Origin of the sequence: Micromonospora sp. NPDC093243 (assembly GCF_044753725.1) — a bacterium.
Taxonomy (GTDB): Bacteria; Actinomycetota; Actinomycetes; order Mycobacteriales; family Micromonosporaceae; genus Micromonospora.
In genome coordinates, this window is the sequence record NZ_JBIVNT010000005.1 from 420,171 (window position 1) to 445,360 (window position 25,190).

Sequence of the window (25,190 nt, forward strand, 5' to 3'; positions counted from 1 at the left end):
CCGCTACCCGGGGGCTACTCGCCGGCGGCGACCAGACCCGTCTCGTAGGCCAGCACCACCGCCTGGGCCCGGTCGCGCAGGTGCAGCTTGGCCAGGATCCGCCCGACGTGCGTCTTCACGGTCTGCTCGGCGACCACCAGGTCGGCGGCGATCTCCTGATTGGAGCGGCCCCGGGCGATCAGCCGCAGCACCTCGGTCTCCCGCGGGGTCAGCGCGGCCAGCTCGACCGGGCGGGGTCGGCGCCGCTCCGGCCGGGCCGCGAACTCGGCGATCAGCCGGCGGGTCACCGCCGGGGCGAGCAGCGCGTCCCCGGCCGCGACCACCCGGACGGCGTGCACCAGGTCGGCGGCCGGGGCGTCCTTGAGCAGGAATCCGCTGGCCCCGGCGCGCAGCGCCTCGTAGACGTAGTCGTCCAGGTCGAAGGTGGTGAGGATGAGCACCCGCGGCCGCTCGGCGGGCCGGTCGCCGAGCAGCTTGCGGGTCGCGGCGAGCCCGTCGAGCACCGGCATCCGCACGTCCATCAGCACCACGTCCGGGTCGAGCCGGCGGGCGGCGGCGACCGCCTGCGCGCCGTCCGCGGCGTCACCGACCACGAGCAGGTCCGGCTGGGCGGCCAGCAGCGCCCCGAAGCCCTGCCGCACCATCGCCTGGTCGTCGACGATCAGCACCCGGATCATCGCTCCCCGTCCTCCCGGTCACAGGGCAGCAGCGCGTCCACCGCGTAGCCGCCGTCGTCGGTGGGTCCGGCGGTGAACGTACCGCCGAGGGAGACGGCCCTCTCCCGCATGCCGGTCAGCCCGTGCCCGCCGCCCCGCCCGGCCGGTCCTGGCGTGCCGCCGCCGTCGTTGACCACGCGTACGGCCAGCTCGCCGTCGCGGGCGCGCAGCGTGACGCGCACCACCGCGCCGGCGGCGTGACGGGCGGCGTTGGCCAGCCCTTCCTGGACGATCCGGTAGGTGGCCAGGCCCACGGGTGCCGGCGGCTCGGTGGGTACGTCGGTGTCCAGGGTCACCGCCATGCCCGCCCGTTCGGCGGACTCGACCAGCGCGGGCAGCTCCGCGAGGCCGGGCTGCGGTGCGGTCCGCGCCTCGTCCGACTCGCTGCGCAGCACGCCGAGCAGCCGCCGCATGTCGGTCAGCGCCGCGCGGGCGGAGTCGGCGATGGCGACGAACTCGGCGCGCGCCGGCTCGGGCACCGCTTCGAGCCGGTACGGCGCGGTCTCGGCCCGTACCGCGAGCATCGACATGTGGTGGGCGACCACGTCGTGCAGCTCCCGGGCGATCCGGGTGCGCTCCTCCAGCACCGCCCGGCGGGCCTTCTCCAGCTCGCTCAGCTCGGCCTGCTCGGCCAGTGCACGGCGGGTGCGGACGTTGCGGCCCACCAGGTCGCCGAGCAGGAGAAGCACCAGGAACAGCAGGCAGACACCGACCTGGTTGTTCGGCGAGACGAAGATCCAGACCGGGATGAGGCTGAACAGCCCGACCCAGACCAGGACGGCCCGGTCGACCCGTGCGGCCACCACGGTCAGCACCACGATGATGATCAGGATCTGGGTGGGGCTCCACGGCCAGTCGTCGGTCGGACGCCGGTTGAACGTGCCGAACAACTGCCCGAGGAACATGATCCGCCAGGCCCACAGCGGCCGGGCCAGCAGGAGTGGCAGCGGTGCGACGGTGAGGATCGCGATCAGCCAGGCGGTGGCGACGGGCAGCTTCCGCGAGTCGAGCAGGAACTGCGCGGTGATCAGGGTCAGCACGACCAGCGCGAACAGCCCGACGGTCGGGGCGAGGGCGGCTGCGCGGGGCCAGCGCCGCAGCGGTAGCCGGACCGCCGGGTAGTCCGGCCCGGCGAAGGTGCGGCGCAGGGCGGCCAGGGCGCCAAGCAGGTGACGGCGATCCACCCTCCGCAGGGTAGTTCGGCGGGTCGGCCGGGTCGTGCTCCCGCAGGGTGATCCCGCGGGTCGTACCACGGTACGACGTCGGGGTGGTTAGTGATTACCCTGCGGTAACGCCTAGTCTCCAAGCCGCAGCGATCTTTGGAGGAACCACCGTGGCTCGTACAGTGCTGGTTACCGGAGGTAACCGGGGGATCGGCCTGGCCATCGCGCAGGCCTTCGCCAAGCAGGGCGACCGGGTTGCGGTCACGCACCGCAGCGGCGAGGCCCCCGAGGGCTTCTTCGGCGTCCGGTGTGACGTGACCGACGCCGAGTCGCTGGACGCGGCGTTCACCGCGATCGAGGCGGAGCTGGGGCCGGTCGAGGTGCTGGTCTCCAACGCCGGGGTCACCGACGACACGCTGCTGCTGCGGATGTCGGAGGAGCAGTTCACCCGGGTGCTGGACACGAACCTGACCGGCGCGTTCCGCTGCGCCAAGCGCGCCTCGGCCAAGATGCTCCGGGCCCGGTGGGGCCGCATGATCTTCGTCTCCTCGGTGGTCGCCCTGTCCGGCGGCGCAGGCCAGGTCAACTACGCCGCCAGCAAGGCCGGCCTGGTCGGTGTGGCCCGCTCGATCACCCGGGAGCTGGGCAGCCGCAACATCACCGCCAACGTGGTCGCGCCGGGCTTCATCGACACGGACATGACCGCCGTGCTGACGGACGAGCGCAAGGCGGAGATCCGCAAGTCGATCCCGGCGGGCCGGATGGCGACTCCGGACGAGGTGGCCGGCGTGGTCACCTGGCTGGCCGGCGACACCGCGGGCTACATCTCCGGCGCCGTCATCCCGGTCGACGGCGGCCTCGGCATGGGCCACTGACGCAGATCACCACGACTCAGACGGAGGAACTCCTGCATGTCCGGACTCCTGGCCGGTAAGCGGCTGCTGGTCACCGGCGTCATCACCGACGCCTCGATCGCCTTCTCGGTGGCGAAGCTCGCCCAGGAGAACGGCGCGCAGGTCGTGCTGACCGGTTTCGGCCGGCTCTCCCTGGTGGAGCGGATCGCCAAGCGGCTGCCCGAGCCCGCCCCGGTGATCGAGCTCGACGTGACCAACCCGGAGCACCTCGCCGGGCTCGCCGACAAGGTCCGCGAGCACGTCGACGGGCTCGACGGGCTGGTCCACTCGATCGGCTTCGCGCCGCAGAGCTGCCTCGGCGGCGGCTTCCTCGACGCCCCGTGGGAGGACGTCGCCACCGCGCTGCACGTCTCGACGTACTCGTACAAGTCCCTCGCGGTGGCCGCGCTGCCGCTGATGTCCGCCGGCAGCGCGGTGGTCGGGCTCACCTTCGACGCGACCAAGGCGTGGCCGGTCTACGACTGGATGGGCGTGGCCAAGGCCGGGCTGGAGTCGGCCTCCCGCTACCTGGCGCTGCACCTGGGCAAGCAGGGCATCCGCAGCAACCTGGTCTCCGCCGGTCCGCTGCGGACCATGGCCGCGAAGTCGATCCCCGGCTTCGACCAGTTCGAGGAGGCGTGGACCGAGCGCGCCCCGCTGGGCTGGAGCCTCACCGACCAGGAGCCCGCCGCCCGGGCCTGCCTGGCCCTGCTCTCCGACTGGTTCCCGGCCACCACCGGCGAGATCGTGCACGTCGACGGCGGCTACCACGCCCTCGGCGCCTGAGCCGCGCCCGCCGACGGCTCCCGGACAATCCGGGGGCCGTCGCCGGGTCGGCACCGGCCGCGGGGAAGAATGAGGCCATGGCGTACGACGCGGTGGTGCTGGTGAGCTTCGGAGGACCGGAGCGGCCCGAGGACGTGATGCCGTTCCTGCAGAACGTCACCCGGGGACGCGGCGTGCCGCCGGAGCGGCTGGCCGAGGTCGCCGAGCACTACCAGCACTTCGGTGGGGTCTCCCCGATCAACCAGCAGAGCCGGGAGCTGCTCGCCGCGATCCGGGCCGATTTCGCCGCGCACGGCCTCGACCTGCCGGTCTACTGGGGCAACCGGAACTGGCACCCGATGCTCGCCGACACCGTGACGCAGATGCGCGACGACGGGGTGACCAACGCGCTCGCCTTCGTCACCAGCGCCTACGGCGGCTACTCCTCGTGCCGGCAGTACCAGGAGGACATCGCCGCCGCCCGGGCCGCGGTCGGCCCGGACGCCCCGATGATCGAGAAGCTCCGCCAGTTCTGGGACCACCCGGGCTTCGTCGAGCCGCACGTCGACGCGGTGCGGGCGGCGCTGGAGCAGCTCGATCCGGCGAAGCGGGACAGCACCCGGCTGGTCTTCACCGCCCACTCGGTGCCCACCTCGATGGCCGCCAGCGCCGGCCCGCACGGCGGCCGGTACGAGGCGCAGCTGCGCGAGACGGCCCGGCTGGTGGCCGCCGCGGCGGCGCCCGACCTGCCGTACGACCTGGTCTGGCAGAGCCGCTCCGGCCCGCCGCACGTGCCGTGGCTGGAGCCCGACGTCAACGACCACCTGGCGGCGCTGGCCCAGGCGGGCACCACCACCAGCGTCGTGGTCAGCCCGATCGGGTTCGTCTCCGACCACCTGGAGGTGGTCTGGGACCTGGACACCGAGGCGCTGGAGACAGCCAAGCAGCTCGGCCTGGACTTCGTCCGGGCGGGCACTCCCGGCACCGACCCGCGCTTCGTGGCGATGGTCCGGGAACTGGTCACCGAACGGACCGACCCCGACGGGGTACGGCTGCGCCGACGCCTCGGCGAGCTGCCGCTCTGGGACACCTGCCCGGCGGTCTGCTGCGTGCCGCCCCGCCGCCCGTGACACCGACCCGACCCTCAGACCCCTTGGGATGACCGATGCATGACCGCAAGCCCGTGGAGAGCTGGCTCACCGACATGGACGGCGTCCTGGTGCACGAGGGGCAGCCGGTTCCCGGCGCGCCCGAGTTCATCAAGCGGATGCGCGCCTCCGGCAAGCCGTTCCTGGTGCTCACCAACAACTCGATCTACACACCGCGCGACCTCCAGGCCCGGCTCAGCCGGATGGGGCTGGATGTGCCGGAGCAGGCGATCTGGTCGTCCGCGCTGGCCACCGCGCAGTTCCTCGGCGACCAGCGGCCGGGCGGCACCGCGTACGTCATCGGCGAGGCCGGGCTCACCACGGCCCTGCACGCGGTCGGCTACGTGCTGACCGACTTCGCTCCCGACTACGTGGTGCTGGGGGAGACCCGCACCTACAGCTTCGAGGCGATCACCAAGGCGATCCGCCTGATCAACGACGGGGCCCGCTTCATCTGCACCAACCCCGACGTGACCGGCCCCTCGGTCGAGGGCGCGCTGCCCGCCGCCGGTTCGGTGGCCGCGATGATCTCCAAGGCGACCGGCGTCGAGCCGTACTTCGTCGGCAAGCCCAACCCGATGATGATGCGATCCGCGTTGAACACCATCAACGCGCACTCGGAGAGCACCGCGATGATCGGCGACCGGATGGACACCGACATCCTCTGCGGCCTGGAGGCCGGGCTGGAGACCATCCTGGTGCTCACCGGGATCAGCACCCGGACCGAGGCGGAGCGCTACCCGTACCGCCCGTCGCGGATCGTCGACTCCGTCGCCGACCTGATCGACGAGCTCTGACCCGGCCCGAGGCGCCGGGCGAAGGATGAGCGCGTGGTCACCGAGAACCCGCCACGGATCGTGCTGGTCGACGACCTCCAATCGTTCGTCGACGGCCGGACGGCGATGATCGACAGAACAGCTAGTCGCTGCGTTTGCTGGCGTCGAGGGCGGCCTGCTCCACGCGCTGGCGGTAGTCCAGCCACCATGACTCGTCGGCGGGGGGCAGGTTGTCGTTCCTGGGCAGCAGCCCGGCCGCGCCGTCGACGAGTTCGCGCACGATGTCAGCGTGGCCGGGCGTGCCGTTGTGTTTCCGCGATGACGTGGACCAGGACGTGGTGCAAGGTGACCGCCGGATCGCCCCACCACGGCACGCGGCCGACGTCATCCAGGGCGAGGGCTTCGATGGTGGCGTCGGCGTGGGCGCTCGCGCGACGGTACAGAGCGACGATCTCCTCGCGGGTCTCATCCGCGGTCGCCCACATGTCGGCATTGGTTTCCGCTCCGTCGCCGACGTACGGCAGCTCCTGCTCGAACGGCCGGCCGAACACGACGCCGAAGTAGAGGATCTCGCAGACCGCCGAGTGTTTCACCAGACCGAGCAGGTTGGTGCCGGTCCGCGTCAGCGGGCGGCGAATATCGTATTCGCTGAGTCCGTCGAGCTTCCACAGCAGCGCGTCGCGGCCACCCTTCAGGTAACTGTGCAGGTCTGCCTTCATCGCGCCACTATGGCATCCGTTGGGTGTCGGCACTGCCCCGCTCTCGGACGGGCAGACCGGCTACCGCAGCCTGTTGTCGAGCCGTCCAATTAGGACGTGGTGGGTTACAGAGGCTTGCCGCTCCTGGCGATGATGGATCGCATGCAAGACACCGTCGCCGTCGCGCTGGTCGCATCCCTGTCCACGCTTGCCGCAGCCGCCATCACCGGGCTGATCGGTGTGTGGGCCTCGCGGCTGCAGATGGCCAACAGCCTTGCCGTCGCACGTGCCGAGCGAGCGGAGCAGCGCACGGCGCGCAGGGACCAACTTCGCCGGGATTCCTACGTGGGCTTTCTCAGCGCCTGTGATCAGGCCTATCGACGTCTCGACGGGAACTGGCTGCAGCAGGATCACGACGCGATCCGGTCGACGTCCAACGAGACGTATCTGGCTCTGCGGACTCTTGACGAGGCGTACAACCTCGTCCTCCTCGAGGGGCCGGATGAACTCGCCCGGGAAGCGGAGCTTGTCATGAGAAGCATCAACGAGGAGTGGCGCCTGCAACTCCGACTGATCCGCGATGCGCGTTCCGATTCGGCGGGTGTTCCGATGTCCGCCCTCTTCCAGCCGGAGCGGCTCACCGCGATCGAGGAGCGGACAAGGCACAGGGACTCGTTCGTCACGGCGGCCCGAGTTGCCCTGGCTCAGGCTGCCTAGGGTCTGCGCTTACGCTCCATTCATGTTCCGTGCGGCTCGGCCTGGTGACTTCGAGCAGATCATCCGCCTCTACCGGCAACTGCAACCCGACGATCCGGTTCTGAGGGACGGCTCTGACGCCGCGGCTTTCCAGCAGATCCTGGGCTCTCCAGCGCTGCATCTCTTCGTGCTCGAACGGGATGGGGCCGTCGTCGCCACGACGTACCTCAACGTGATCCCCAACATCACCCGGTCGGCGTCGCCCTACGCCGTGATCGAGAACGTCGTCGTCGAGGAATCGCGGCGAGGAACAGGCCTGGGCAGGGAGATCATGGCCGGCACGCTTCAGGCCGCCTGGGATGCGGGCTGTTACAAGGCGATGCTGATGACCGGCTCACGCAGGCCGGCGACGCACGCCTTCTACAAAGCCTGCGGGTTCTCCGACGACGTCAAGACAGCGTACGTGGCTCGACCGTCGTGACCCGGCGCGCCGGCGGCCACGGCCGGGCCGTCGGTCGGTCTCCGGCCTGGCCAGGTCACGAAGCTCGTGCCTGACCAGGACCGGGTCCCGAGGGTGACGACGGTTCAGCACGACGCCGGTGGGATGCTCTGCTCGTACTGGAAGACGTTGTGCGGATCGTACTTGCCCTTGATCTTGCGCAACCGGTTGTAGTTGGAGCCCCAGTAGGCGGTTTCCCATTCCGCCATGCCGATGTTCGGCACGTTGACGTAGGCGCCGTCCACATAGGGTCGCAGCGCCTGGCTGAACTCGGCGATCCAGGTCTGGGCGATCGGGGTGAGGGCGTCGCCGCTGTCCGGCTCTCCGCGGGTGCCCCAGCCGGCGCCGGGCTCGGAGTAGAAGAGCGCGTCGCGATGCGGGAACGCCGCGCCGCCGCGCGGTTCCCTCGTCTGGGCCCCGGTGCCGAAGGCCTGGGTGAAGAAGTTGCTGTCCTCCGAGGGGGCCTTATCCATGAATTCGCGGATCAGGCTGATCGCCTGCTTCGGGAAGGGCTCGTTGGTGAACTGCGAGAAGAACTTCCAGTTCGCCGGCTCGTCCTCGGTCGGGATCTGGAATCCGGCATACACGTCACCCCAGGCCCCGGTCTGCACGGTGACGGCGGGGCTGCCGATCGAGAGCAGCGGTTCCAGCAGTTCTCTCACCTCTGCCTCCCGGCCGTCCGCGAGGACGCCGAAGAGCAGGATCTGGGATTTGTGGATCTCAAGCTGGGTGCCGAGGCGGTAGTCGCTGAACGGTGCGACGCGCTGCCAGGTGTCGAAGACCTCGTGCAGGTTGTCGAGGCCCTCCCAGGTCGCCTGCAGGTAGGCGACCTTCTTCAGTGGAGCCACCTTGTAGGTGAGTGAGGTGACGATCCCGAAGTTGCCGTTTCCCGCTCCGCGGAGCGCCCAGAGCAGGTCCGAGTGATTGCCAAGGTCCACCTCGATCGCCCGCGCCCCGTCGGCCCCCGACGCGACGACGACCTCCGCCCCGATCAGGTTGTCGCAGGCCATACCGAGGTAGCGGGTGAGGAAGCCGAAGCCGCCGCCGAGCGTGGCACCGGACAGGCCAACGCTGCCTTCCGTTCCGGTCGTCACCGCGAAACCCTGGTCGCTGAGCGCGGTCACCGCCTCCAGTTGGTTGAGCCCGGCGCCGACCTTCGCGGTGCGGGTGGCAGGGTCGATCTGGGCTGACTTCAGCTCGCTGACGTCGATGACGATGCCGTTGTCCACATTCGACCAGCCCTCCAGGCTGTGCCGGCCGCTTCGTACCCGCAACGCCACATCGTTCTGCCGCGCCCAGGTCAGGGCGTTGACCACGTCCTGTGTCTCCTGGGCGAAGACGATGACCAGCGGATAGCGAACGAAGAGTTCGTCCCAGCCGAGGCTCGCCCGCGCATATCCAGGGTCGGTCGGCCGGACGATGCGGCCGGTCAACTGCGCCGGTGGGCATTTTTCGGTGGAGGACCAGGCGGGTCCGTCCGCAATGGCCGGAGTGCCTCCGGACACGAGGCCCGGGAGAACGACCGCTCCGGCGCCAACGGCTGCCGTCGCCTTGAGCAGTTCGCGGCGAGAAAGGTCGTGCATGGTCCGCATCCTCTCGAACGGGTTTCACCGGTCTTCGACCAAGAGGACTCTTGTCTTCCAGCCGGCGCGCTACCGACGGTAATACGAGAGGTTTGTCCGAGTTTGTGAGACCTTGTCACGGAACCCGGTCGGGTGACGTCGGACCGCCTCCTGTGGGCGGACAGGCGTTGGCCGCTGAGGGTTTCCCGGCGCCCGGAGACTTTCGACCGTGGACTGACGCGCCCTGCCGGCAACTCAAGGGTTGGCGCGACGTACCAGCGCCCGTCGCTACCGGTTCGGCCTCGTCCGGCGCCTGATCACGGCGATCGTCCAGCCGAGGAACAGGACCTCGACGGCGGCGAGGGCCCAGGCGAGCGCGGTCTGCATCGCGGTGCCTCCCGTCAGGGGCGCAGCGGGGCGTTGCAGGCCGCGACCAGCGCCTGTCGGCACGCCGTGGTGAGTGGGCGCAGCGCCGCGTCGCGCTGCTGGGCCTCATAGTTGTTGATCGCGCCGCCGGGTGCGGCGTGCCCGGCCAGCGCGAGCACCCGATCCAGCACGGCGGCCCGGGCGAAGAGCCGACGGGCCCGCGGGTCGAAGCCGGGCGGAAGGTCGGTGGCACCGTCCGGGCGGCGCAGCGCCTCCAACGCCCCGGCCAACTCGGGCCGCCACTGGGCGACGTCGAGCCGGGTCAGAGCGGCAGTCGTCTCGGCCAGCGCGGCGGCCAGCTCCGCCTCCGCCTCTGCGGCGCCGGGCAGGGTCAGCGAGGCAGCCGGGGCATTCGGGGGCAGTGGGTAGACCCGCCAGAGCACCGTCTCGAAGGTGTCGCCGGAGCCGGAGGTGTGCATGCGGACCTGCGGGATCAGGCCCAGGCTGCCGGCCACCACCGCTTCACCGGCGAGCAGCGCCGCGCCGGCGAAGTCGCCGGGGCCGGGCAGCCCGCGCGGGTCGCCCGGGGCGGGCAGCACCAGGCGGATCTCGTCGGGCGAGAGCTTGGCCAGGGTGGGCAGCGCGTCGCCGAGCGGGACGTCGGTCCAGGTGCCGGGGGCGTCGGCGACCAGGTGCTCCTCGTCGCCGGCGATCGCGTCGGCGACCTCGTCGTAGGGCACCAGCCCGGCACGCCATGCGCGTATCCAGGCAACGAACCGGCTCGACCGGCGGGGCGCCAGCGTCGCCGCGCCCGTTGCGGGGGTGGACATGCCGAAAGGGTACGTGGTCACCACCGGCCGTGTCTCGGCTGCCGCCCCGGCCGCGCCGCGTGCCCCCAACTGCCCGCTTCGCCCCCGTCGCGCTACCCAGCCCAGCGTCGATCATGCGGTCGTGGTGGGCGTTCTCGGCGGATCGTGACGGTTCGTGAGGCACCACACCTGCATGATCGACACAGCGGGTCGGCGGCGCGTCGGGGTGTCGGGGGAGGCGACGGCGGTTAGCTTGATCTACATGGGGCGGCGGTACGAGAACGACGTGTTGGCGGGGGACTGGCGACGGCGCAAGGCCGTGCCGGAGGTCGACGCCGAGCCCGACCTGGTGGTCGAGGACGCGGACTCCGGCTTCTGCGGCGCGGTGGTCGGTTTCGAGCAGGGTGCGGTGGTGCTGGAGGACCGGCACGGCCGGCGGCGCAACTTCCCGATGCTGCCGGCGGCGTTCCTGCTCGACGGCCAGCCGGTGACACTGCGCCGCCCGACCCGGACCACCGCGCCGGCGCCGCGCCGCCGGACCGCCTCCGGTTCGATCGCCGTGCAGGGGGTACGCGCCCAGGTCGCCAAGGCGAGCCGGATCTGGGTCGAAGGGGTGCACGACGCCGCGCTGGTCGAACGGATCTGGGGCGACGACCTGCGGATCGAGGGCGTGGTGGTGGAGCCGCTGGACGGCATCGACGCGCTGGCCGCGGAGGTGCGGACCTTCGGGCCCGGGCCGGGGCGACGGTTGGGCGTGCTCGTCGACCACCTGGTGCCGGGCAGCAAGGAGAGCCGGATCGTGGCCGGGGTCACCTCCCCGCACGTGCTGGTCACCGGGCACCCCTACGTGGACGTGTGGCAGGCGGTGAAGCCGGCGGCGCTCGGCATCGCGGCCTGGCCGGTGGTGCCACCGGGGCGGCCGTGGAAGGAGGGGGTCTGCGCGGCGCTCGGGGTAGCCGAGCCTGCCGACATGTGGCGGCGGATCCTGTCCCGGGTGGACAGCTTCGCCGACGTGGAGACCCCGCTGATCAACGCGATGGAGCGCCTGATCGACTTCGTCACCGAGCCCGCGGGCTAGCACGCCGCCCGGCGGTCAGGGCTCCTGGTCCGGAGTGCGGGTGAAGACGAAGGTGGCGATGTCGAGCGCCCGTACGTGGCCCGCCTCGTCGCGCAGCACCGAGAGGATCTCGCCGTTCTCCGGACCGGACCGGCCGCGCCAGCGGTCCGGACCCTCCGGGCTGAACCGGCTCGCCCGCTCGCCGCGCAGCAGGGCGCCCAGCTCACCGCTGGCCGCGTCCCAGGTCACGTCGAGCGGAACCCCCATCCACCACCAGCGGCCGGTCAGCTCGACGATCTCGGTGGGCGGGGCGGTGGCCGTCGGACGCCAGGGCTGCGGAAGCGCCGGCTCGGCGTCGAGCACGGTGGTGAGGATCCGCTGCCCGAGGCGGCCGATGCCGAAGCCGTACGAGTTGGCGAAGCCGACCACGGCGGTGCGGGTGGGGCGGTGTACCGCCAGGGCGGCCACGTAGCCGGGCATCGAGCCGCCGTGCCCGACGTACACCCGCTCGCCTGCCCGGTAGAGCTCCACCCCGAGGCCGTGCCCGCCGCTCCACGAGTCGAGGTCGCTGATCACCACCGGCGCGCACATCTCGGTCAGCGTGTCGGCGGCGAGCACCCGCGGCGCCGGCTCGGCCAGGAAGGCCGCCCACCGGGCCAGGTCCTCGACGTTCGCCCACAGCTGCCCGGCGGGCGCCATCGCGCCGGTGTCGGTCCGCGGCTCCTCGCGCAGCGTGCCGTGCCACGGGTGCACCACGTAGCCCCGGGCGAACGGCTCGGTGGCCGCGTACGTGGTGCGGCGCATGCCGAGCGGTTCGAAGATCCGCTCCCGGAGCAGCTCGGCCCAGGGCGTCCCGGTGATCCGTTCCAGCACGCCGCCGAGCAGCCCGTACGCCAGGTTCGAGTAGTGGTACGTCCGGTGCGCCGGGTAGGCGATCTTGTCCGCGGTCACTCCGCCCAGCAGGGTGGCCAGGTCAACGCCCTCGGCCCGCTCCCACCACTCGCCCTCCGGCTCCCGTTGCAGACCGCTGGCGTGCCCGAGCAATTGGCGCAGGGTGAGCGTGCCGACGGTGGTGCCGGGCAGGTGCCGCTCCAGCGGGTCGTCCAGGGCCAGCCGGCCCGCGTCGCGCTGCTGCATCACCAGGGTCGCGGTCATCGTCTTGCTGATCGAGCCGAGCCGGTACTGCAGGTCCGCGTCGGGTCGCGGGTGCTCGCCCGCGGTGGCGAGGTGGATCAGCTCGCCGGCGCGCACCACGCCCATCACGAGTGACGGCGTACGGCCGGTGGACTGCGCCTGCGCGACCAGGGCGTCGACCTGGCGGGCGGTCTCGGGCAGCAGGGACACGGGCGTCCTCTCCTCGTGCGGTGCGGTGCCGTACCGGCCCGGCGGGGGCGGGCAGGCGGGTGCCGCCGAGCTTATCGATCATCGCGGGGCGGCCGCGCGTGCATTTGCGTGTCACGATCGTGGGGTGGACGTCGTGTTGTGGATCGTGTTGGGTGTGGTGCTGGCCGTCGCCGAGGTCTTCACGACGACGCTGTTCCTGATCATGTTCGCCACCGGCGCGTTCGCCGCCGCCGGCGCGGCCGCGCTCGGCGCGCCGTCGGCCGTGCAGGCGCTGGTCTTCGCCGTGGTCTCCGCGCTGACCGTGGTGGGGGTGCGGCCGATCATCCAGCGGCACCGTCGCTCGGCGCTGGAGAGCGGCGAGCAGCCGTTCGGGGTGGAGGCGATCGAGGGCTCCACCGCGCTGGTGCTGGAACGGGTGGACGCCGAGCACGGCATGGTCAAGATCGACGGTGAGCTGTGGACCGCGCGGCCGTACGACGCGACGCAGTCGTTCGACCCCGGTCAACGGGTGCGGGTGATAAAGGTCCGGGGCGCGACCGCCCTGGTCTGGCAGGACGATGTTTCTTCCGCCGGCGGGTTGCCGGAAGCGAGAGGGTGAACGGGATGACAGCGATAACGGTGCTGGTGATCGCCGTGGCGTTGATCGCCGTGGTGACGCTGGCCAAGGCCGTACGGATCGTGCCGCAGCAGCGCCAGGACGTGGTCGAGCGGCTGGGCAAGTACAAGCGCACCCTCAACCCGGGGCTCAACCTGCTGGTGCCGTTCATCGACGCGGTGCGTACCAAGGTCGACATGCGGGAGCAGGTGGTCAGCTTCCCGCCGCAGCCGGTGATCACCTCCGACAACCTGGTCGTCTCGATCGACACGGTGCTCTACTTCAAGGTCGTCGACTCGGTCCGGGCCACCTACGAGATCTCGAACTTCCTCCAGGCCATCGAGCAGCTGACCGTCACCACGCTGCGTAACGTGATCGGCTCGCTGGACCTGGAGCGGGCGCTGACCAGCCGCGAGGAGATCAACCGACACCTCTCCGGGGTGCTGGACGAGACCACCGGCCGGTGGGGCATCAAGGTCACCCGGGTGGAGATCAAGGCCATCGAGCCGCCGGCCAGCATCCGCGACTCGATGGAGAAGCAGATGCGCGCCGAGCGGGACCGCCGGGCGGCGATCCTCAACGCCGAGGGGCACAAGCAGTCGCAGATCCTCACCGCCGAGGGTGAGAAGCAGTCCGCCGTGCTGCGGGCCGACGGTGACCGGCAGGCCCGGATCCTCCAGGCGGAGGGCCAGGCGAAGGCGATCCGGACCGTCTTCGACGCGATCCACCAGGCCAACCCGAGCCAGAAGGTGCTCGCCTACCAGTACCTGCAGGCTTTGCCGCAGATCGCCAACGGCACCGCCAACAAGGTCTGGATCGTGCCGGCCGAGCTGACCAAGGCCCTCGAGGGCATGGGCGGCGCGCTCGGCGGGCTGAGCCGGATGGTCGGCGACGAGCCGGCGCCGGAGGCGGCCGACCACGCCAGCCAGGTGGAGCGCGAGGCGGCGGAGGCCGCGCAGGCAGCGGCCGACGCGGCCGCACAGATCCACGACGAGGTACGCGTCGCCGAGGCGCAGGCCACCGGCGGCACGCCGCAGGGGCTGCCCGCGCCGGAGCCGGTCTCCCCGGCGAGTCTGGTCAACGACCCGGCCGACCAGCGCGAGCGCGGCTGAGCTGACCCGGTCCGGCGGCCGGTCGTCGACTGAGTCGGCCGGCGTGGGGTAAATGCGAGAAAGACTCATGGGGCGCTCCGGTGCCTGCCACCATCGGTCCTAGGACGGGTGGTGACCAGGCTTCGGGGCGCCCCGGCGCGTCCCGCACCGCTTTGTCGGAAGAGCGAGGTGACGCATGAAGGACCCGGCGAATCGGATCTGGTCCTCGGCCCCGGTCCCCGGCGCGCACGATCCGACCGGCCCGCTCGGCTCCCGGAGTACCGGCGGCGGATTCGGGGTGCTGCCGTTCGTCGGCGAGCCGACGCCCGCCGGTCCGGCGACCAACGCCAGCTGGGCCTGGTCGGTGCGCCGGTTCGCCCGCGCCGCGGTGTGGCTGCTCCCCGCGTACGCCGTGCTCTACGGCGTGGTGGCGATGGCCAGCGACGGCGGGGTGGGCAACGACCCGTACCCGGCCGACGGCCGGCCGCTCTACCTGGTCGGCTGGGTGGCCGCGGTTTGGCTGGGCCTGCTCGCCCTGCTGGCCCTCACCGGGCTGCTCGCCGCCACCCGCAGTCGCCGGGCGGCCGCCGCCGGGCTGCTGGTGAGCATCGCCGGCACGGTGCTCATGCTGCCCTTCGCCGGGCTCGAGGAGCAGACCCCGGTCTTCGGTACCTCCGCGCGGGCCCTCGTGCTGGTCGGCGCCACCTGCTACAGCATCGGCTGGTTCCTCACCGGCTGGGCGGTGGCCCGCTCCGGCATGTTCAGCATGGGCGACGGGGTCATGTTGATCATCGCCGCGCCACTGCTCGGGCTCGGCGGCGCGCTGGTCGGCTCGTTGCAGACCTTCGGGGCGATCTTCGTGCTGATCGCCGGGATCGGCATCGGCTACCGCTCCGGCCGCCTGGTGCCGCGCGACATCGCCCGCGACGCGGCCTCGGCCAGCGTCGCCACCGCCGCGCCGCCGCCTCCCGCCACCCCCGGTGGCCCCCTCTCTCCCGCCTGACCCACCAGCCCGCCAGGTTGGGAAGTTGCTGGTGGGGCGCGGTGAAGTTGCTGACAAAACGGCGCGGGGGCTGGTCGGTTGGCGGCTTTCATGGCAATCCTGGGGACCATGGCCCCACCCCGCCCGCCGCTGACGCGGCTGTTCACCGTGCTGCTCGCCGGCCTGCTCGCCGGCCTCGCCCTCGCGGTGGCCGCCCTCCCCGGCAACCTGCTGCTCGGGGTGGTCACCAAGTCGGCGCTCGGCTCGTACGCGGCGCTGCCGGCGGCGCTGAAGACCCCGGCCACCCCGCAGCGCTCCTACCTCTACGCCAACGACGGCAAGACGCTGATCACCACGTTCTACGACGTGAACCGGACGGACGTCGCGCTGTCGGAGATCGCCCCGGTGATGCGGCAGGCGATCGTGGCGGCGGAGGACCGGCGGTTCTACTCGCACGGCGGCGCGGACCTGCGCGGGTTGGCCCGGGCGCTGGTCGCGAACGTCAAGGGCGGCGGCACCGAGCAGGGTGGCTCGACGCTGACCATGCAGTACGTCCGCAACGTGCTCAAGACCGACCCGAGCCGCACCGCCGAGGAGCGGCAGGCCGCGACCGACCAGAACGTGGGGCGCAAGCTCCAGGAGATCCGGTACGCCTCCGCGCTGGAGCAGAGCCTCAGCAAGGACGAGATCCTCAACCGGTACCTGAACATCGCCTACTTCGGCTCCGGCGCCTACGGCGTGGCGGCGGCCAGCCAGCGCTACTTCGGCAAGGCCCCGGCCCAGCTGACCCTCGCCGAGGCGGCCCTGCTCGCCGGTCTGGTGCAGTCCCCGGAGGCGTACAACCCGATCGACGGTGACCGGGACGCGGCGCTGACCCGCCGGGCGTACGTGCTCGACTCGATGGTCGAGACCGGGGCGATCACCGCCGCGCAGGCCGCGCAGGCCAAGGCCGAGAAGCTGACCCTGCACCCGACCGCGCAGCCGAACGGCTGCACCGCGGTGGCCCAGGGCCACGACGACTGGGGTTACTTCTGCGACTACCTGCGTCAGTGGTGGCTGACCCAGCCGGCGTTCGGCGCCACCGCCGAGGAGCGGGAGCAGGCGTTGCGTCGCGGCGGCTACACCGTGGTCACCTCGCTGGACCCGCAGGTCCAGGCCACCGCGCAGCAGCAGGCCACCGCGGTGTACGGGTACGGCAACAAGCGCGCGCTGCCGATCGCCGCGGTCGAGCCGGGCACCGGCCGGGTGCTCGCGATGGCGGTCAACCGGCACTACAGCCTGGCCGCGAACCCGGCCGGGCAGAACAACCACCCCAACACGGTCAACCCGCTGATCTCCGGCGGCGACAGCGTCGACGGCTACCAGGCCGGGTCGACCTTCAAGCTCTTCACCATGCTCGCGGCCCTGGAGTCGGGCAAGACCCTCTCCACCGGCTTCGACGCGCCCAGCAAGCTTCCCACCCGGTACCCCGCCGAAGGCGAGGGCAGCTGCGACGGGCACTGGTGCCCGGCCAACGCCAACCCGGAGTGGATGGACGGCTACCGGATGATGTGGGACGGCTTCGGCCGCTCGGTGAACACCTACTTCGTCTGGCTGGCCGAGCAGGTCGGCCAGGACAAGGTGGTCGAGATGGCGCAGCGGCTCGGGATCACCTTCCGGGCCGACTCGGACGCCGCGTTCGCCCGCAACGACGCCGCCAACTGGGGTTCGTTCACCCTCGGCGTGGCCGCCACCACCCCGCTCGACCTCGCCAACGCGTACGCCACGGTGGCCGCCGAGGGGACGTACTGCACGCCGCTGCCGGTGGTGTCGGTGCGGACCTCGACCGGCGAGCAGGTGCCGGTGGGTGACCCGTCCTGCAAGCGGGTGCTCGACGCCGACGTTGCCCGGGCCGCCACCGACGCGGCGCGCTGCCCGGTGGGCCAGCAGTCGCCGTACGGGCAGTGCAACGGCGGCACGGCGACCTCGGTGAACGAGATCCTGGACGGCCGGCCGGTCGCCGGCAAGACCGGTAGCTCGGAGGAGAACGCCACCGAGACGTTCGTCGGCTTCACCCCGCAGGTCGCGGTCGCCGGCATCGCCGCGAACCCGGACGACCCCACCGACTCGGTGGGCTCCGCCGTGCAGGCCAAGGTGATCGACGCGGTGGCCCGGGTGATCGCGACCGCGGTCAAGGGGCAGCCGGAGAAGAGCTTCACCGCACCCAGCCGGGAGTTGGCCGGCGAGCCGCGCCGCCCGGTGGAGCGGCCGCCGGCGCGCCAGGAACGGCCGCGGACCCCCGACGACGACCCCCGCTCGCTGCTGGAGCGCTGGCTCGGCGGACGCGGCTGACCCGAGCCGGGCGCCGGCACGGAGGCCTCTGGACCTCCGCACCGGCGCCGCGGGTTCAGCTCGCGGTGCAGCTGGGGGTGAGGCCGGTGCCGGTGCCGTTGGCCTGGAACCCGAACTCGGTCGTCTGCCCGGCGGTGAGCCGGCCGTTGTAACCGACGTTGCGGAACTGGACCGCGCCGCTGGCGGCGCTGGACGTGGCGTTCCAGGTGTTGACCACCGTCGCCCCGGCGGGCAGCGTCAGCGCGACCGTCCAGCCGTTGGTGCCGGCCGCGCCGGCCGTCACCCGCACCGTCGCCACGAAGCCGCCGGTCCACGAGTTGAGGGTGACCGACGCGGAGCAGCCGCCACCCGTCGGCGGCGGGGTGGTGGGCGGCGGGGTGGTGGTCGGCGGCGGGGTGCTGCCGCCGTTGAGGGCGTTCAACGTGGCGGTGTACGCCGGCTTCTTGTTGCCGCCGGCGTCGAAGAGCAGCGGGGTGCCGCTGGCCCGCCACGAGTCGCTGTCCCGGATCCCCCAGACGGTGATGCCGGTGCAGCGGGCGACCGCGAGGCAGGCCCGCACCACCCGGCCGTAGTTGTCGGCCTGCGCGCTGCCGGAGCCCTCGATGTCCAGCTCGGTGATCTGCACGTCGACGCCGAGGTTGGCGAAGCGCTGCAGGTTCGCCTGGTAGTCGGCGGGCACCGGGCTCTGGGCGTTGAAGTGGGACTGGAAGCCGACGCAGTCGATCGGTACGCCGCGCGCCTTGAAGTCCTGCACCATCGCGTACACGGCGTTGCTCTTCGCGTTCTGCCCGTCGGTGTTGTAGTCGTTGTAGCAGAGCTTCGCGCCGGGGTCGGCGGCCCGCGCGGCCCGGAACGCCACCTCGATCCAGTCGTTGCCGGTGCGCTGCAGGTTCGAGTCCCGCCGGGCCCCGGTCCCGCCGTCGGCGAACGCCTCGTTCACCACGTCCCACGAGTGGATCTTGCCCCGGTAGTAGGTGGCCACCTGCGTGACGTGGTTGACCATCGCCGAGCGCAGCGCGCTGCCGGAGAGGTTCTGCACCCAGCCCGGCTGCTGTGAGTGCCAGGCCAGGGCGTGACCGCGTACCCGCATCCCGTTGGCCCGGGCGTGGTTCACGATCCGGTCTGCGTTGCCGAAGGTGAAGGTGTTCTGCGACGGCTCGGTCGCGTCCCACTTCATCTCGTTCTCCGGCGTGACCATGTCGAACTCTCGGTTGAGGATGCCCACGTAGGTGGCGTCGGAGAGCTTGTTGGCCGCCACCGCGGTGCCGAAGTAGCGGCCCTGTTCGGCGGCCGACGCGGCGAGCGTGGTGCCGGCGCTGGCGCTGGGGGTCAGGGCGATCGTCGCACCGGCGAGGAGGGCGCCCGTCGCGGCGAGGACCAGCGCCAGGCGCCGTCCCGTTCGCGCGCGGGCCGGTCGGTCCGGCCGGACCGGAGGGTTGATCATCTGAGTGCCTTTCGAGTTTGGCGATGATTGGCCACGGCCCCGGCCCGGCGCCGCCCAATGCGCCGGGGCCCGGCCGTGCAGGCAGCACCGGATGCCCTGTCCCTCGCGTGCTCCGGCTCATCACCCAAACTCATCCGCGCGGGTCGATGTTAGCCCCGGCTTTCCGGAAGGTTCAAGCCTCGCCGTGCGGCCCGGGCCGGTGCCCGGCCGGCGACCGGCGACGGTACGCGGGCGTGAGCTGGCGCGGAGGTGATCGACAACAGTGAGCGGGGCGGGCGGACCGGCCGGACAACTTCCGGAAATCGACGCCGGTCGGTGGCGGCGCGCTCCCGCCGGGGCCGTCCAGCGCCCGGACGCGCATCCGGCAGAATCGTCGGGTGCCCGTCCACCAGATCACCGACCCCGACGACGAGCGGATCGCCGACTACCGCGCGCTGACCGACGTCGAGCTGCGTACCCGCTGGGAGCCGCCGCACGGGCTGTTCATCGCCGAGGGAGAGCTGGTGCTGCGCCGCGCGCTGCGGGCCGGCTACCCGGCGCGGTCCTACCTCGTTGACGCCAAGCGGGTCGACCAGCTCGCCGACCTGGACACCGGCGACGCGCCGGTCTACGCCGCGACCCCGCAGGTGCTGCAGCAGGCCACCGGGTTCCACGTCCACCGGGGGGTGCTGGCGTCGTTCCGCCGCCGGCCGGTGCCCACCGCCGCCGAGGTGCTCGCCGCCGCCCGCCGGGTGGTGATCCTGGAGGACGTCAACAACCACACCAACCTCGGGGCCATCTTCCGGGGTGCCGCCGCGCTCGGCATCGACGCGGTGCTGCTCTCGCCGACCTGCGCCGACCCGCTCTACCGGCGCAGCGTCCGGGTCAGCATGGGCGAGGTGTTCGCCATCCCGTACGCGAAACTGGAGCCCTGGCCCGGCGGCCTCGACCAGGTGCGGGCGGCCGGCTTCACCGTGCTGGCGCTGACCCCGGCCTCGGATGCGCTGCCGATCCAGCGGCTCGAACCGGCGCAGCGGGCCCGCGCCGCGCTGCTCTTCGGCGCCGAGGGCGCCGGGCTGACCGGGGAGGCCCAGCGCGCCAGCGACGTGCGGGTGGCGATCCCGATGCGGCGCGGGGTGGACTCGCTCAACGTGGCCGCCGCGGCGGCGGTGGCGTTCTGGGAACTGGGACGCGACGACCCGCTGTGACCTGACGGCCGGGTCCGTCGAGTTCCAGGGTCACGCAGGGTAGCGTGTCGCCCGTGTTCCCTACCGTCCGTGAGGTCCTCGCCCTGGACCCGGTCCGCCACGGCGCCCCGCGCCTGGTCGCCGGGGATGCCGGGCTGGACCGGCCGGTGCGCTGGGTACACGTGACCGAGGTGCCGGACATCGCCCCCCTGCTCGGCGGCGGCGAGCTGGTGCTCACCACCGGCATCGGGCTGCCCGGCGACGACGCGGGGCTGCGCGCCTTCATCGGCGACCTGTCCGACGTCGGTGTCTCCGGCCTGGTCGTGGAGCTGGGCCGCCGGTACGTCAGCGGGGTGCCCCGGGTGATGGCCGCGGCCGCCGAGCGGCGCGGGCTGCCCCTGGTCGAGCTGCGGCGGGCCACTCCGTTCGTGCGGATCACCGAGGCGGTACACGCGCTGATCGTGGACGCCCAGCTCACCGAGCTGCGGGCCACCGAGGAGATCCACCAGCGGTTCACCGAGCTGTCGGTCGAGGGGGCAGGGCCCGGCGAGGTGCTCCGGCAGGCCGCCGAGCTCTCCGGCTGCCCGGTGGTGCTGGAGAACCTCTCCCGGCAGGTGCTCGCGTACGACCCGGCGGGGGAGAGCGCCGAGCTGCTGCTGGACGGCTGGGAGCAGCACTCGCGGCGGATCCAGCCCGCCGGGCGGACCGCGTACGACCCGGACAGTGGGTGGTTGGTCACCGCCGTCGGCGCGCGCGGGCAGGACTGGGGACGGCTGCTGCTGCGCTGGCCGGCCGGGGGCGACCTGGCCACCACCCGTCCCGCCGCCGCGCCGGCCGCCGCGCCCGTCGCCCGTCCCGCCGCCGCGCCGGCCGCCGCGCCCGTCGCCCGCCCCGACGGCACGTCCGCCGATGGCACCGCCGCCGCGCCCGGAGGCAGCACCGCCGCCGCGTCCGCCGAGCAGTCCGAGCCGGCGGTGGACGGGCAGCCGGCCCCGACTGCCGACACCGTCCCACCGACCCGGCTGACCATCCTGATCGAGCGGGCGGCCTCCACCCTGGCGCTGGGCCGACTGATCCGGCGTGACGCCGAGGGCTTGGAGCGGCAGATCCACCGCACCCTGCTCACCGCGCTGCTCGACCACGCCCGACCGGTGGACGAGGTGGCACTGCGTGCCAAGGCGCTCGGCGTGGTGCTGGAACGCCGACACCTGGTCGGGGTGATGGTGCGGCTGCGGGCCGACGACCCGGCGGGGGAGAGCGGGCCGGCCGGTGACCTCGGTGAGCCCGGCCCGGCGGCCGGCCCGGCGAGGCTGCGGGATCTCGCCGAGGCGGTCGGGCAGGCGCTGCGCGAGGCGAAGCTGACCGCGCTGACCAGCGCGGTGGACGATCACGCGGTCGGAGCGCTGCTCGCGCTGCCCGACGCGGCCGCCGAGGAGCGGGCGCTGACCGCGTTCGCCACCGCGCTGCGCCGGGTCCGCCTGGACGCTCCGACGGCCCGCCCCGACGGCTCACCGCGGCGCGACGGGGTGACCCGCCTCGACGGGGCGACCCGGCGCGACGCGTTCCGGCACGACGGGGTGGGCCGACCCGACGGGACCGCCCGCCCGGACCTTTCGACGCGCGCCGACGGGGCGGTGCGACACGATCTGGTACCTCGGCAGGGCCAGCCGGACGGACGGGTGAGCGGTGTCGGCCGGCCGGCGGCCGTGATCATCGCGGCGGGCTCGGGGGTCGGTAGCCTGCGCGAGGCGCGCCGCTCGCTGGTCGAGGCGCGGCAGATCGCCGACGCGGCCCGGCGGGACCGGCGCGACCTGCCCATCTTCCGGCTGCCGCACGTCGGGCTGGCCGGGCTGCTGCACCTGCTGCGCGACGAGCCGCGGGTGCAGACGTTCGTCGAGCGGGAACTGGGCGCGCTGCTGGCGTACGACGCGCAGCACCCCCGGGAGCAGCTGCTCGGCACGCTGCGTGCGTACCTCGAACAGGGCCGGAACAAGTCGGCGGCGGCCGCTGCGGCACACCTGTCCCGGCCGGCCTTCTACGAGCGGCTGGCTCGCATCGGCCGCGTGCTGGACGTCGACCTGGACTCGGTCGACGCCTGCCTCTCCCTGCACGTCGCCCTACTGGCCCTGGACGCCATCCGCACCCCCTGACCCCTTCCCGCCCCCGACCGCCCTCCGGACCGCCCCCGGTGATCAAGAGATTTGCGTCAGGCGTGGGCCGGATTCTGACGCGATTCTCTTGATCAACCTCAGTGTCGTGCGGACGGAGGGGGTGGGGTGGGGTGGGTCAGGTTAGGGCGGTCAGGGCCTTGGCGTAGGCCGGGGGGATGTGGTTGGGGCCGCCGCCGGGGGTGAAGACGTCGGAGGTGGCCACCGTCGACCATGCCGTCTCTGGGACCGCGTCGACCAGGGCGAGGACCACCGGGGCGTCGCGCCACTGCTCCTGCTCGGCGAGCAGCCCCAACGCCACCACCGACTCCTCCACCTCGCCGACGCACTCGAACGGCTTGTGTCCGTCCACGCCGAGCAGCTCCCGGTAGCCGGGGATCTGGTCGGGATCGGCGAGCAGGTCGCCACCGAAGATGTGGGTGATCCGCTCCCGGGACATGAAGGGCGCCATGGCCAGGAAGACGAACCGGCACTTCGGGCAGTTCCGGCACCAGCGCTCGCTCGCGTCGCGCAGCTTGAAGGCGGCGTTGCAGCTGGTCACCACGTCGTCGTAGCGGTCGATCTCGGCGAAGAGCCGGGCGATGTGCAGCTCCGACAGCGAGCGCAGCAGCGAGAAGTACGGCTCGGTCAGCCCGGCGTGCTCGGCCAGCGCGGCCCGCAGCAGTCCCTCCGCCTCCACTCCCTTGGACCACTGGTGGTTGATCTCATGACCGTCCCAGACCAGGTTCGGGTCGGACGCGGAACGCTCGTTGGACATCACCACCGGGCCGAGCCCGTGCAGCACCGAGGTGGCTACAGCGATCAGCGAGTTGATCGCGGTGACCGGAATGTGCCCGTTGCGGGCGCCCGCGGCGTTCAGCTCGAAGAGCACCGGGTCGATCCGCCGGCGGGCGGCCAGCGGGGTGAGCCCGGACGCCTCGTTCACCGAGACGATCACGTGGTTGGGGTTGACGGAGAAGGGCACCGGGTCGAACCCGGACCGTCGCAGCGCCTCCAGGCTGACGATCGAGTCCTTGCCACCACCGACGGCCGAGAGCGGACGCCGGTCGGAGTTGTCGTACTCCCGGGCCGGCTTCACCCGGCCGGCCGGCACCTCCGGGGTCAGCTGCAACACGTGCGGCAGCTGGTTGCGGTAGGCGTACTCGGCGAGGCCCTTGGTGTAGATGCCGGTGATCAGCTCGGTGGCGGCCGGGCCGAGCGGCGCCGGCAGCACCAGCCGGCCCGGCGCGGCGGCCTTGTAGTAGCTGACCCCGGCGACCACGTGCAGGATTTCGAGAACCCGACCCAGGGTGGCCACCGTCTCGTCCGACGGCGGCGCCTCCGGCAACGGGAAGGTGATCACCTCGGTGAACCGCTGCTCCCCGGCAGGACCGGTCAGGGCGTAGTCGAACAGGGCCTCACCAGTGGAGAGGTCGATCGAGTAGGACGGAAATGTGAAGGCGTCCATCCGCCGCAGCTGCTCGTTGCGCACACGCCATACTAGGCCCTGGTTCGTCCGGCCGTGCCCGGCTGTGCCGGACCCGGCCCCGCAACGGCCCGTCGATGACCGTCCCGCCCGGAGGAGATCACCAGTGCGCCTGTCTGACCTGCGCGGACATACCGTCGCCGTCTGGGGGACCGGCCGGGAGGGCCGGGCGGCGGTGACCGCGATCGCCGCGCACGGCCCGGCCGACCTGGTCGCCGTCGACGACAGCGCCAACTTCCTGTCGCTGCCCTGGGACGGCCCGCTGGCCGAGGCGGCGCCGCTGGTCACCGGCGAGGCCGGGTTCGAGCGGCTGGCCGCCGCCGACGTGGTGGTCCGTTCGCCGGGCGTGCCGCAGACCCACCCGTGGCTGGTCGAGCTGCGCCGGCTCGGGGTGCCGATCACCCAGGGCACCGCGCTCTGGATGGCCGACCACGCGGCCCGCACCGTCGGGGTGACCGGCAGCAAGGGCAAGAGCACCACCTCCAGCCTGATCAGCCATCTGCTCGCGGCGGTCGACCGGCCCAACGTCTTCGGCGGCAACATCGGGGTGCCCACGCTGGACCTGCCCGAGGCCGAGCTGTACGTGCTGGAACTCTCCAGCTACCAGTGCAGCGACCTGACTGACTCGCCCCGGGTCGCGGTGGTCACGGCGCTCTTCCCCGAGCACCTGGACGCGCACGGCGGCGAGCGGGAGTACTACCGGGACAAGCTCAACCTGCTGGCGCACCAGCCGCAGACCGTGGTGGTCAACGGCGCCGACCCGCGGCTCGCCGCCGAGTTGGGCGACCGGCCCGCGGTGCGCGCCGGCTCGCCCGACACCACCCACGTGGCCGCCGGCCCGGACGGCGCGCCCTGGTTCCACCTCGGCGACCAGCCGCTGTTCCCGCGTACGGTGCTGCCGCTGGTCGGCCGGCACAACGAGGGCAACCTCTGCGTCGCGCTCGCCGTGCTCGACGCGCTCGACGTCGACGTGGTGGCCCGCAAGGACACCCTCGCGGTCGCGGTCGCCGGGTTCCAGGGGCTGGCCCACCGGCTCACCGAGATCGTCGATGAGTCCGGGCTGACCTTCGTCGACGACACCCTCGCCACCAGCCCGTACGCCGCGATGCACGCCATCGACGCGTACGACGGGCGGCCGCTCACCGTGATCGTCGGCGGCAGCGACCGGGGGCTGGACTACAGCCCGCTCCGTGAGCACCTGGCCGAACGCGAGATCAACGTGATCGGCATCCCGGACAGCGGCCCGCGCATCGTCGAGGCGCTCGCCGGGCTGCCCAAGGTGCGTACCGAGGTGGTCGAGGACCTCGTCGACGCGGTCCGGCTGGGCCGCGAGCTGACCCCGGCCGGCGGGGTGGTGCTGCTCTCTCCCGCGGCGCCGAGCTACGGCCGGTTCCGCAACTTCGAGCACCGTTCCGAGGTCTTCGCCGAGGCGGTACGCGACACCGCCGGCTGACTT

Annotated in this window: 22 protein-coding genes and 2 pseudogenes; 15 read left to right on the plus strand and 9 right to left on the minus strand. The window is 72.5% G+C overall.

All coding sequences use genetic code 11. The features are described from left to right. Positions 1 to 14: 14 nt before the first annotated feature. Positions 15 to 677: a response regulator transcription factor gene (locus ACIP9D_RS19500; RefSeq protein ID WP_350872814.1), complete on the minus strand. Its 663-nt coding sequence runs from the start codon at positions 675 to 677 to the stop codon at positions 15 to 17. Continuing rightward, on the minus strand, positions 674 to 1,900 hold the full coding sequence (locus ACIP9D_RS19505; protein ID WP_350872815.1) for a histidine kinase: 1,227 nt from the start codon (positions 1,898 to 1,900) through the stop codon (positions 674 to 676). Before ACIP9D_RS19505 ends, ACIP9D_RS19500 begins: the two co-directional genes overlap by 4 nt. 149 nt (positions 1,901 to 2,049) lie before the next feature. On the opposite strand from ACIP9D_RS19505, the gene ACIP9D_RS19510 reads away from it, so the two are divergent. The 4 genes from ACIP9D_RS19510 (at position 2,050) to ACIP9D_RS19525 (ending at position 5,482) form a co-directional block, all read left to right on the plus strand. Further along, positions 2,050 to 2,754, plus strand: a complete 705-nt coding sequence (locus ACIP9D_RS19510; protein ID WP_350872817.1) for a beta-ketoacyl-ACP reductase — start codon at positions 2,050 to 2,052, stop codon at positions 2,752 to 2,754. 36 nt (positions 2,755 to 2,790) lie between these two features. Beyond that, positions 2,791 to 3,558, plus strand: a complete 768-nt coding sequence (gene fabI / locus ACIP9D_RS19515; RefSeq protein ID WP_350872818.1) for an enoyl-ACP reductase FabI — start codon at positions 2,791 to 2,793, stop codon at positions 3,556 to 3,558. Between the two features lie 77 nt (positions 3,559 to 3,635). Beyond that, complete coding sequence (locus ACIP9D_RS19520) at positions 3,636 to 4,667, plus strand: ferrochelatase (protein WP_350872820.1); 1,032 nt, start codon at positions 3,636 to 3,638, stop codon at positions 4,665 to 4,667. A 35-nt stretch (positions 4,668 to 4,702) separates the two neighbouring features. Continuing rightward, the gene (locus ACIP9D_RS19525) at positions 4,703 to 5,482 is read left to right on the plus strand and encodes an HAD-IIA family hydrolase (RefSeq protein WP_350872822.1); all 780 of its coding nucleotides are present in this window, start codon (positions 4,703 to 4,705) and stop codon (positions 5,480 to 5,482) included. A gap of 121 nt (positions 5,483 to 5,603) precedes the next feature. Here ACIP9D_RS19525 and ACIP9D_RS19530 read toward each other — a convergent pair whose 3' ends face one another. Next, positions 5,604 to 5,741: a hypothetical protein gene (locus ACIP9D_RS19530; RefSeq protein WP_350872824.1), complete on the minus strand. Its 138-nt coding sequence runs from the start codon at positions 5,739 to 5,741 to the stop codon at positions 5,604 to 5,606. Between the two features lie 4 nt (positions 5,742 to 5,745). Next, a complete protein-coding gene (locus ACIP9D_RS19535; RefSeq protein ID WP_350872826.1) occupies positions 5,746 to 6,180 on the minus strand; it encodes a DinB family protein in 435 nt (144 codons plus the stop codon). A gap of 141 nt (positions 6,181 to 6,321) precedes the next feature. On the opposite strand from ACIP9D_RS19535, the gene ACIP9D_RS19540 reads away from it, so the two are divergent. Continuing rightward, complete coding sequence (locus tag ACIP9D_RS19540) at positions 6,322 to 6,876, plus strand: hypothetical protein (RefSeq protein WP_350872827.1); 555 nt, start codon at positions 6,322 to 6,324, stop codon at positions 6,874 to 6,876. A gap of 22 nt (positions 6,877 to 6,898) precedes the next feature. After that, positions 6,899 to 7,336 carry a GNAT family N-acetyltransferase gene (locus ACIP9D_RS19545; protein WP_350872829.1) on the plus strand — a complete coding sequence of 146 codons (438 nt, stop codon included), beginning with the start codon at positions 6,899 to 6,901 and terminating at the stop codon, positions 7,334 to 7,336. 104 nt (positions 7,337 to 7,440) lie between these two features. Here the strand turns inward: ACIP9D_RS19545 and ACIP9D_RS19550 are convergent, their stop codons facing one another. After that, on the minus strand, positions 7,441 to 8,946 hold the full coding sequence (locus ACIP9D_RS19550) for an FAD-binding oxidoreductase (protein ID WP_350872830.1): 1,506 nt from the start codon (positions 8,944 to 8,946) through the stop codon (positions 7,441 to 7,443). 371 nt (positions 8,947 to 9,317) lie between these two features. Next, positions 9,318 to 10,112 carry a hypothetical protein gene (locus tag ACIP9D_RS19555; RefSeq protein ID WP_350872832.1) on the minus strand — a complete coding sequence of 265 codons (795 nt, stop codon included), beginning with the start codon at positions 10,110 to 10,112 and terminating at the stop codon, positions 9,318 to 9,320. Positions 10,113 to 10,353: 241 nt separating this feature from the next. On the opposite strand from ACIP9D_RS19555, the gene ACIP9D_RS19560 reads away from it, so the two are divergent. Continuing rightward, the gene (locus ACIP9D_RS19560) at positions 10,354 to 11,169 is read left to right on the plus strand and encodes a DUF3097 domain-containing protein (RefSeq protein WP_350872834.1); all 816 of its coding nucleotides are present in this window, start codon (positions 10,354 to 10,356) and stop codon (positions 11,167 to 11,169) included. A gap of 15 nt (positions 11,170 to 11,184) precedes the next feature. Here the strand turns inward: ACIP9D_RS19560 and ACIP9D_RS19565 are convergent, their stop codons facing one another. Beyond that, positions 11,185 to 12,492 carry a serine hydrolase domain-containing protein gene (locus ACIP9D_RS19565; RefSeq protein WP_350872836.1) on the minus strand — a complete coding sequence of 436 codons (1,308 nt, stop codon included), beginning with the start codon at positions 12,490 to 12,492 and terminating at the stop codon, positions 11,185 to 11,187. Between the two features lie 124 nt (positions 12,493 to 12,616). On the opposite strand from ACIP9D_RS19565, the gene ACIP9D_RS19570 reads away from it, so the two are divergent. The 4 genes from ACIP9D_RS19570 to ACIP9D_RS19585 all read left to right on the plus strand — a co-directional run bounded on the left by ACIP9D_RS19570 (position 12,617) and on the right by ACIP9D_RS19585 (position 17,491). Then, positions 12,617 to 13,090, plus strand: coding sequence for an NfeD family protein (locus tag ACIP9D_RS19570; RefSeq protein WP_350872838.1), 474 nt, complete (start codon positions 12,617 to 12,619; stop codon positions 13,088 to 13,090). 5 nt (positions 13,091 to 13,095) lie between these two features. Further along, on the plus strand, positions 13,096 to 14,199 hold the full coding sequence (locus tag ACIP9D_RS19575; RefSeq protein ID WP_350872839.1) for an SPFH domain-containing protein: 1,104 nt from the start codon (positions 13,096 to 13,098) through the stop codon (positions 14,197 to 14,199). A 175-nt stretch (positions 14,200 to 14,374) separates the two neighbouring features. Next, positions 14,375 to 15,181: a hypothetical protein gene (locus ACIP9D_RS19580; RefSeq protein ID WP_350872841.1), complete on the plus strand. Its 807-nt coding sequence runs from the start codon at positions 14,375 to 14,377 to the stop codon at positions 15,179 to 15,181. Between the two features lie 108 nt (positions 15,182 to 15,289). After that, positions 15,290 to 17,491, plus strand: a complete 2,202-nt coding sequence (locus ACIP9D_RS19585; RefSeq protein WP_350872842.1) for a transglycosylase domain-containing protein — start codon at positions 15,290 to 15,292, stop codon at positions 17,489 to 17,491. 55 nt (positions 17,492 to 17,546) lie between these two features. On the opposite strand, the gene ACIP9D_RS19590 is transcribed toward ACIP9D_RS19585, so the two are convergent. Beyond that, entirely contained in the window at positions 17,547 to 18,935 is a 1,389-nt protein-coding gene (locus ACIP9D_RS19590; RefSeq protein WP_350872844.1) for an endo-1,4-beta-xylanase, read from the minus strand. Between the two features lie 359 nt (positions 18,936 to 19,294). On the opposite strand from ACIP9D_RS19590, the gene ACIP9D_RS19595 reads away from it, so the two are divergent. The 3 genes and pseudogenes from ACIP9D_RS19595 to ACIP9D_RS19605 all read left to right on the plus strand — a co-directional run. Next, a complete protein-coding gene (locus ACIP9D_RS19595) occupies positions 19,295 to 20,122 on the plus strand; it encodes an RNA methyltransferase (protein ID WP_350872961.1) in 828 nt (275 codons plus the stop codon). Between the two features lie 44 nt (positions 20,123 to 20,166). Further along, positions 20,167 to 20,997: pseudogene (locus tag ACIP9D_RS19600) on the plus strand (PucR family transcriptional regulator ligand-binding domain-containing protein); the annotation flags it as partial. 813 nt (positions 20,998 to 21,810) lie between these two features. Beyond that, positions 21,811 to 22,251 (plus strand): annotated as a pseudogene (locus ACIP9D_RS19605) (PucR family transcriptional regulator); the annotation flags it as partial. A gap of 136 nt (positions 22,252 to 22,387) precedes the next feature. Here the strand turns inward: ACIP9D_RS19605 and ACIP9D_RS19610 are convergent. Then, complete coding sequence (locus ACIP9D_RS19610; protein WP_350872846.1) at positions 22,388 to 23,740, minus strand: hypothetical protein; 1,353 nt, start codon at positions 23,738 to 23,740, stop codon at positions 22,388 to 22,390. Positions 23,741 to 23,840: 100 nt separating this feature from the next. Between ACIP9D_RS19610 and murD the strand changes: the two genes are divergently transcribed. Further along, positions 23,841 to 25,187: a UDP-N-acetylmuramoyl-L-alanine--D-glutamate ligase gene (gene murD / locus ACIP9D_RS19615; RefSeq protein ID WP_350872848.1), complete on the plus strand. Its 1,347-nt coding sequence runs from the start codon at positions 23,841 to 23,843 to the stop codon at positions 25,185 to 25,187. The last annotated feature ends 3 nt before the right edge of the window (positions 25,188 to 25,190 follow it).

Coding starts and splice junctions, on each gene's coding strand:
- ACIP9D_RS19545 (WP_350872829.1), top strand. CDS start 6,899: ATGTTCCGTGCGGCTCGGCCTGGTGACTTCGAGCAGATCATCCGCCTC.
- ACIP9D_RS19555 (WP_350872832.1), bottom strand. CDS start 10,112: ATGTCCACCCCCGCAACGGGCGCGGCGACGCTGGCGCCCCGCCGGTCG.
- ACIP9D_RS19590 (WP_350872844.1), bottom strand. CDS start 18,935: ATGATCAACCCTCCGGTCCGGCCGGACCGACCGGCCCGCGCGCGAACG.
- ACIP9D_RS19585 (WP_350872842.1), top strand. CDS start 15,290: ATGGCCCCACCCCGCCCGCCGCTGACGCGGCTGTTCACCGTGCTGCTC.
- ACIP9D_RS19580 (WP_350872841.1), top strand. CDS start 14,375: ATGAAGGACCCGGCGAATCGGATCTGGTCCTCGGCCCCGGTCCCCGGC.
- ACIP9D_RS19560 (WP_350872834.1), top strand. CDS start 10,354: ATGGGGCGGCGGTACGAGAACGACGTGTTGGCGGGGGACTGGCGACGG.
- ACIP9D_RS19525 (WP_350872822.1), top strand. CDS start 4,703: ATGCATGACCGCAAGCCCGTGGAGAGCTGGCTCACCGACATGGACGGC.
- fabI (WP_350872818.1), top strand. CDS start 2,791: ATGTCCGGACTCCTGGCCGGTAAGCGGCTGCTGGTCACCGGCGTCATC.
- ACIP9D_RS19550 (WP_350872830.1), bottom strand. CDS start 8,946: ATGCGGACCATGCACGACCTTTCTCGCCGCGAACTGCTCAAGGCGACG.
- ACIP9D_RS19575 (WP_350872839.1), top strand. CDS start 13,096: ATGACAGCGATAACGGTGCTGGTGATCGCCGTGGCGTTGATCGCCGTG.
- ACIP9D_RS19540 (WP_350872827.1), top strand. CDS start 6,322: ATGCAAGACACCGTCGCCGTCGCGCTGGTCGCATCCCTGTCCACGCTT.
- ACIP9D_RS19500 (WP_350872814.1), bottom strand. CDS start 677: ATGATCCGGGTGCTGATCGTCGACGACCAGGCGATGGTGCGGCAGGGC.
- ACIP9D_RS19535 (WP_350872826.1), bottom strand. CDS start 6,180: ATGAAGGCAGACCTGCACAGTTACCTGAAGGGTGGCCGCGACGCGCTG.
- ACIP9D_RS19520 (WP_350872820.1), top strand. CDS start 3,636: ATGGCGTACGACGCGGTGGTGCTGGTGAGCTTCGGAGGACCGGAGCGG.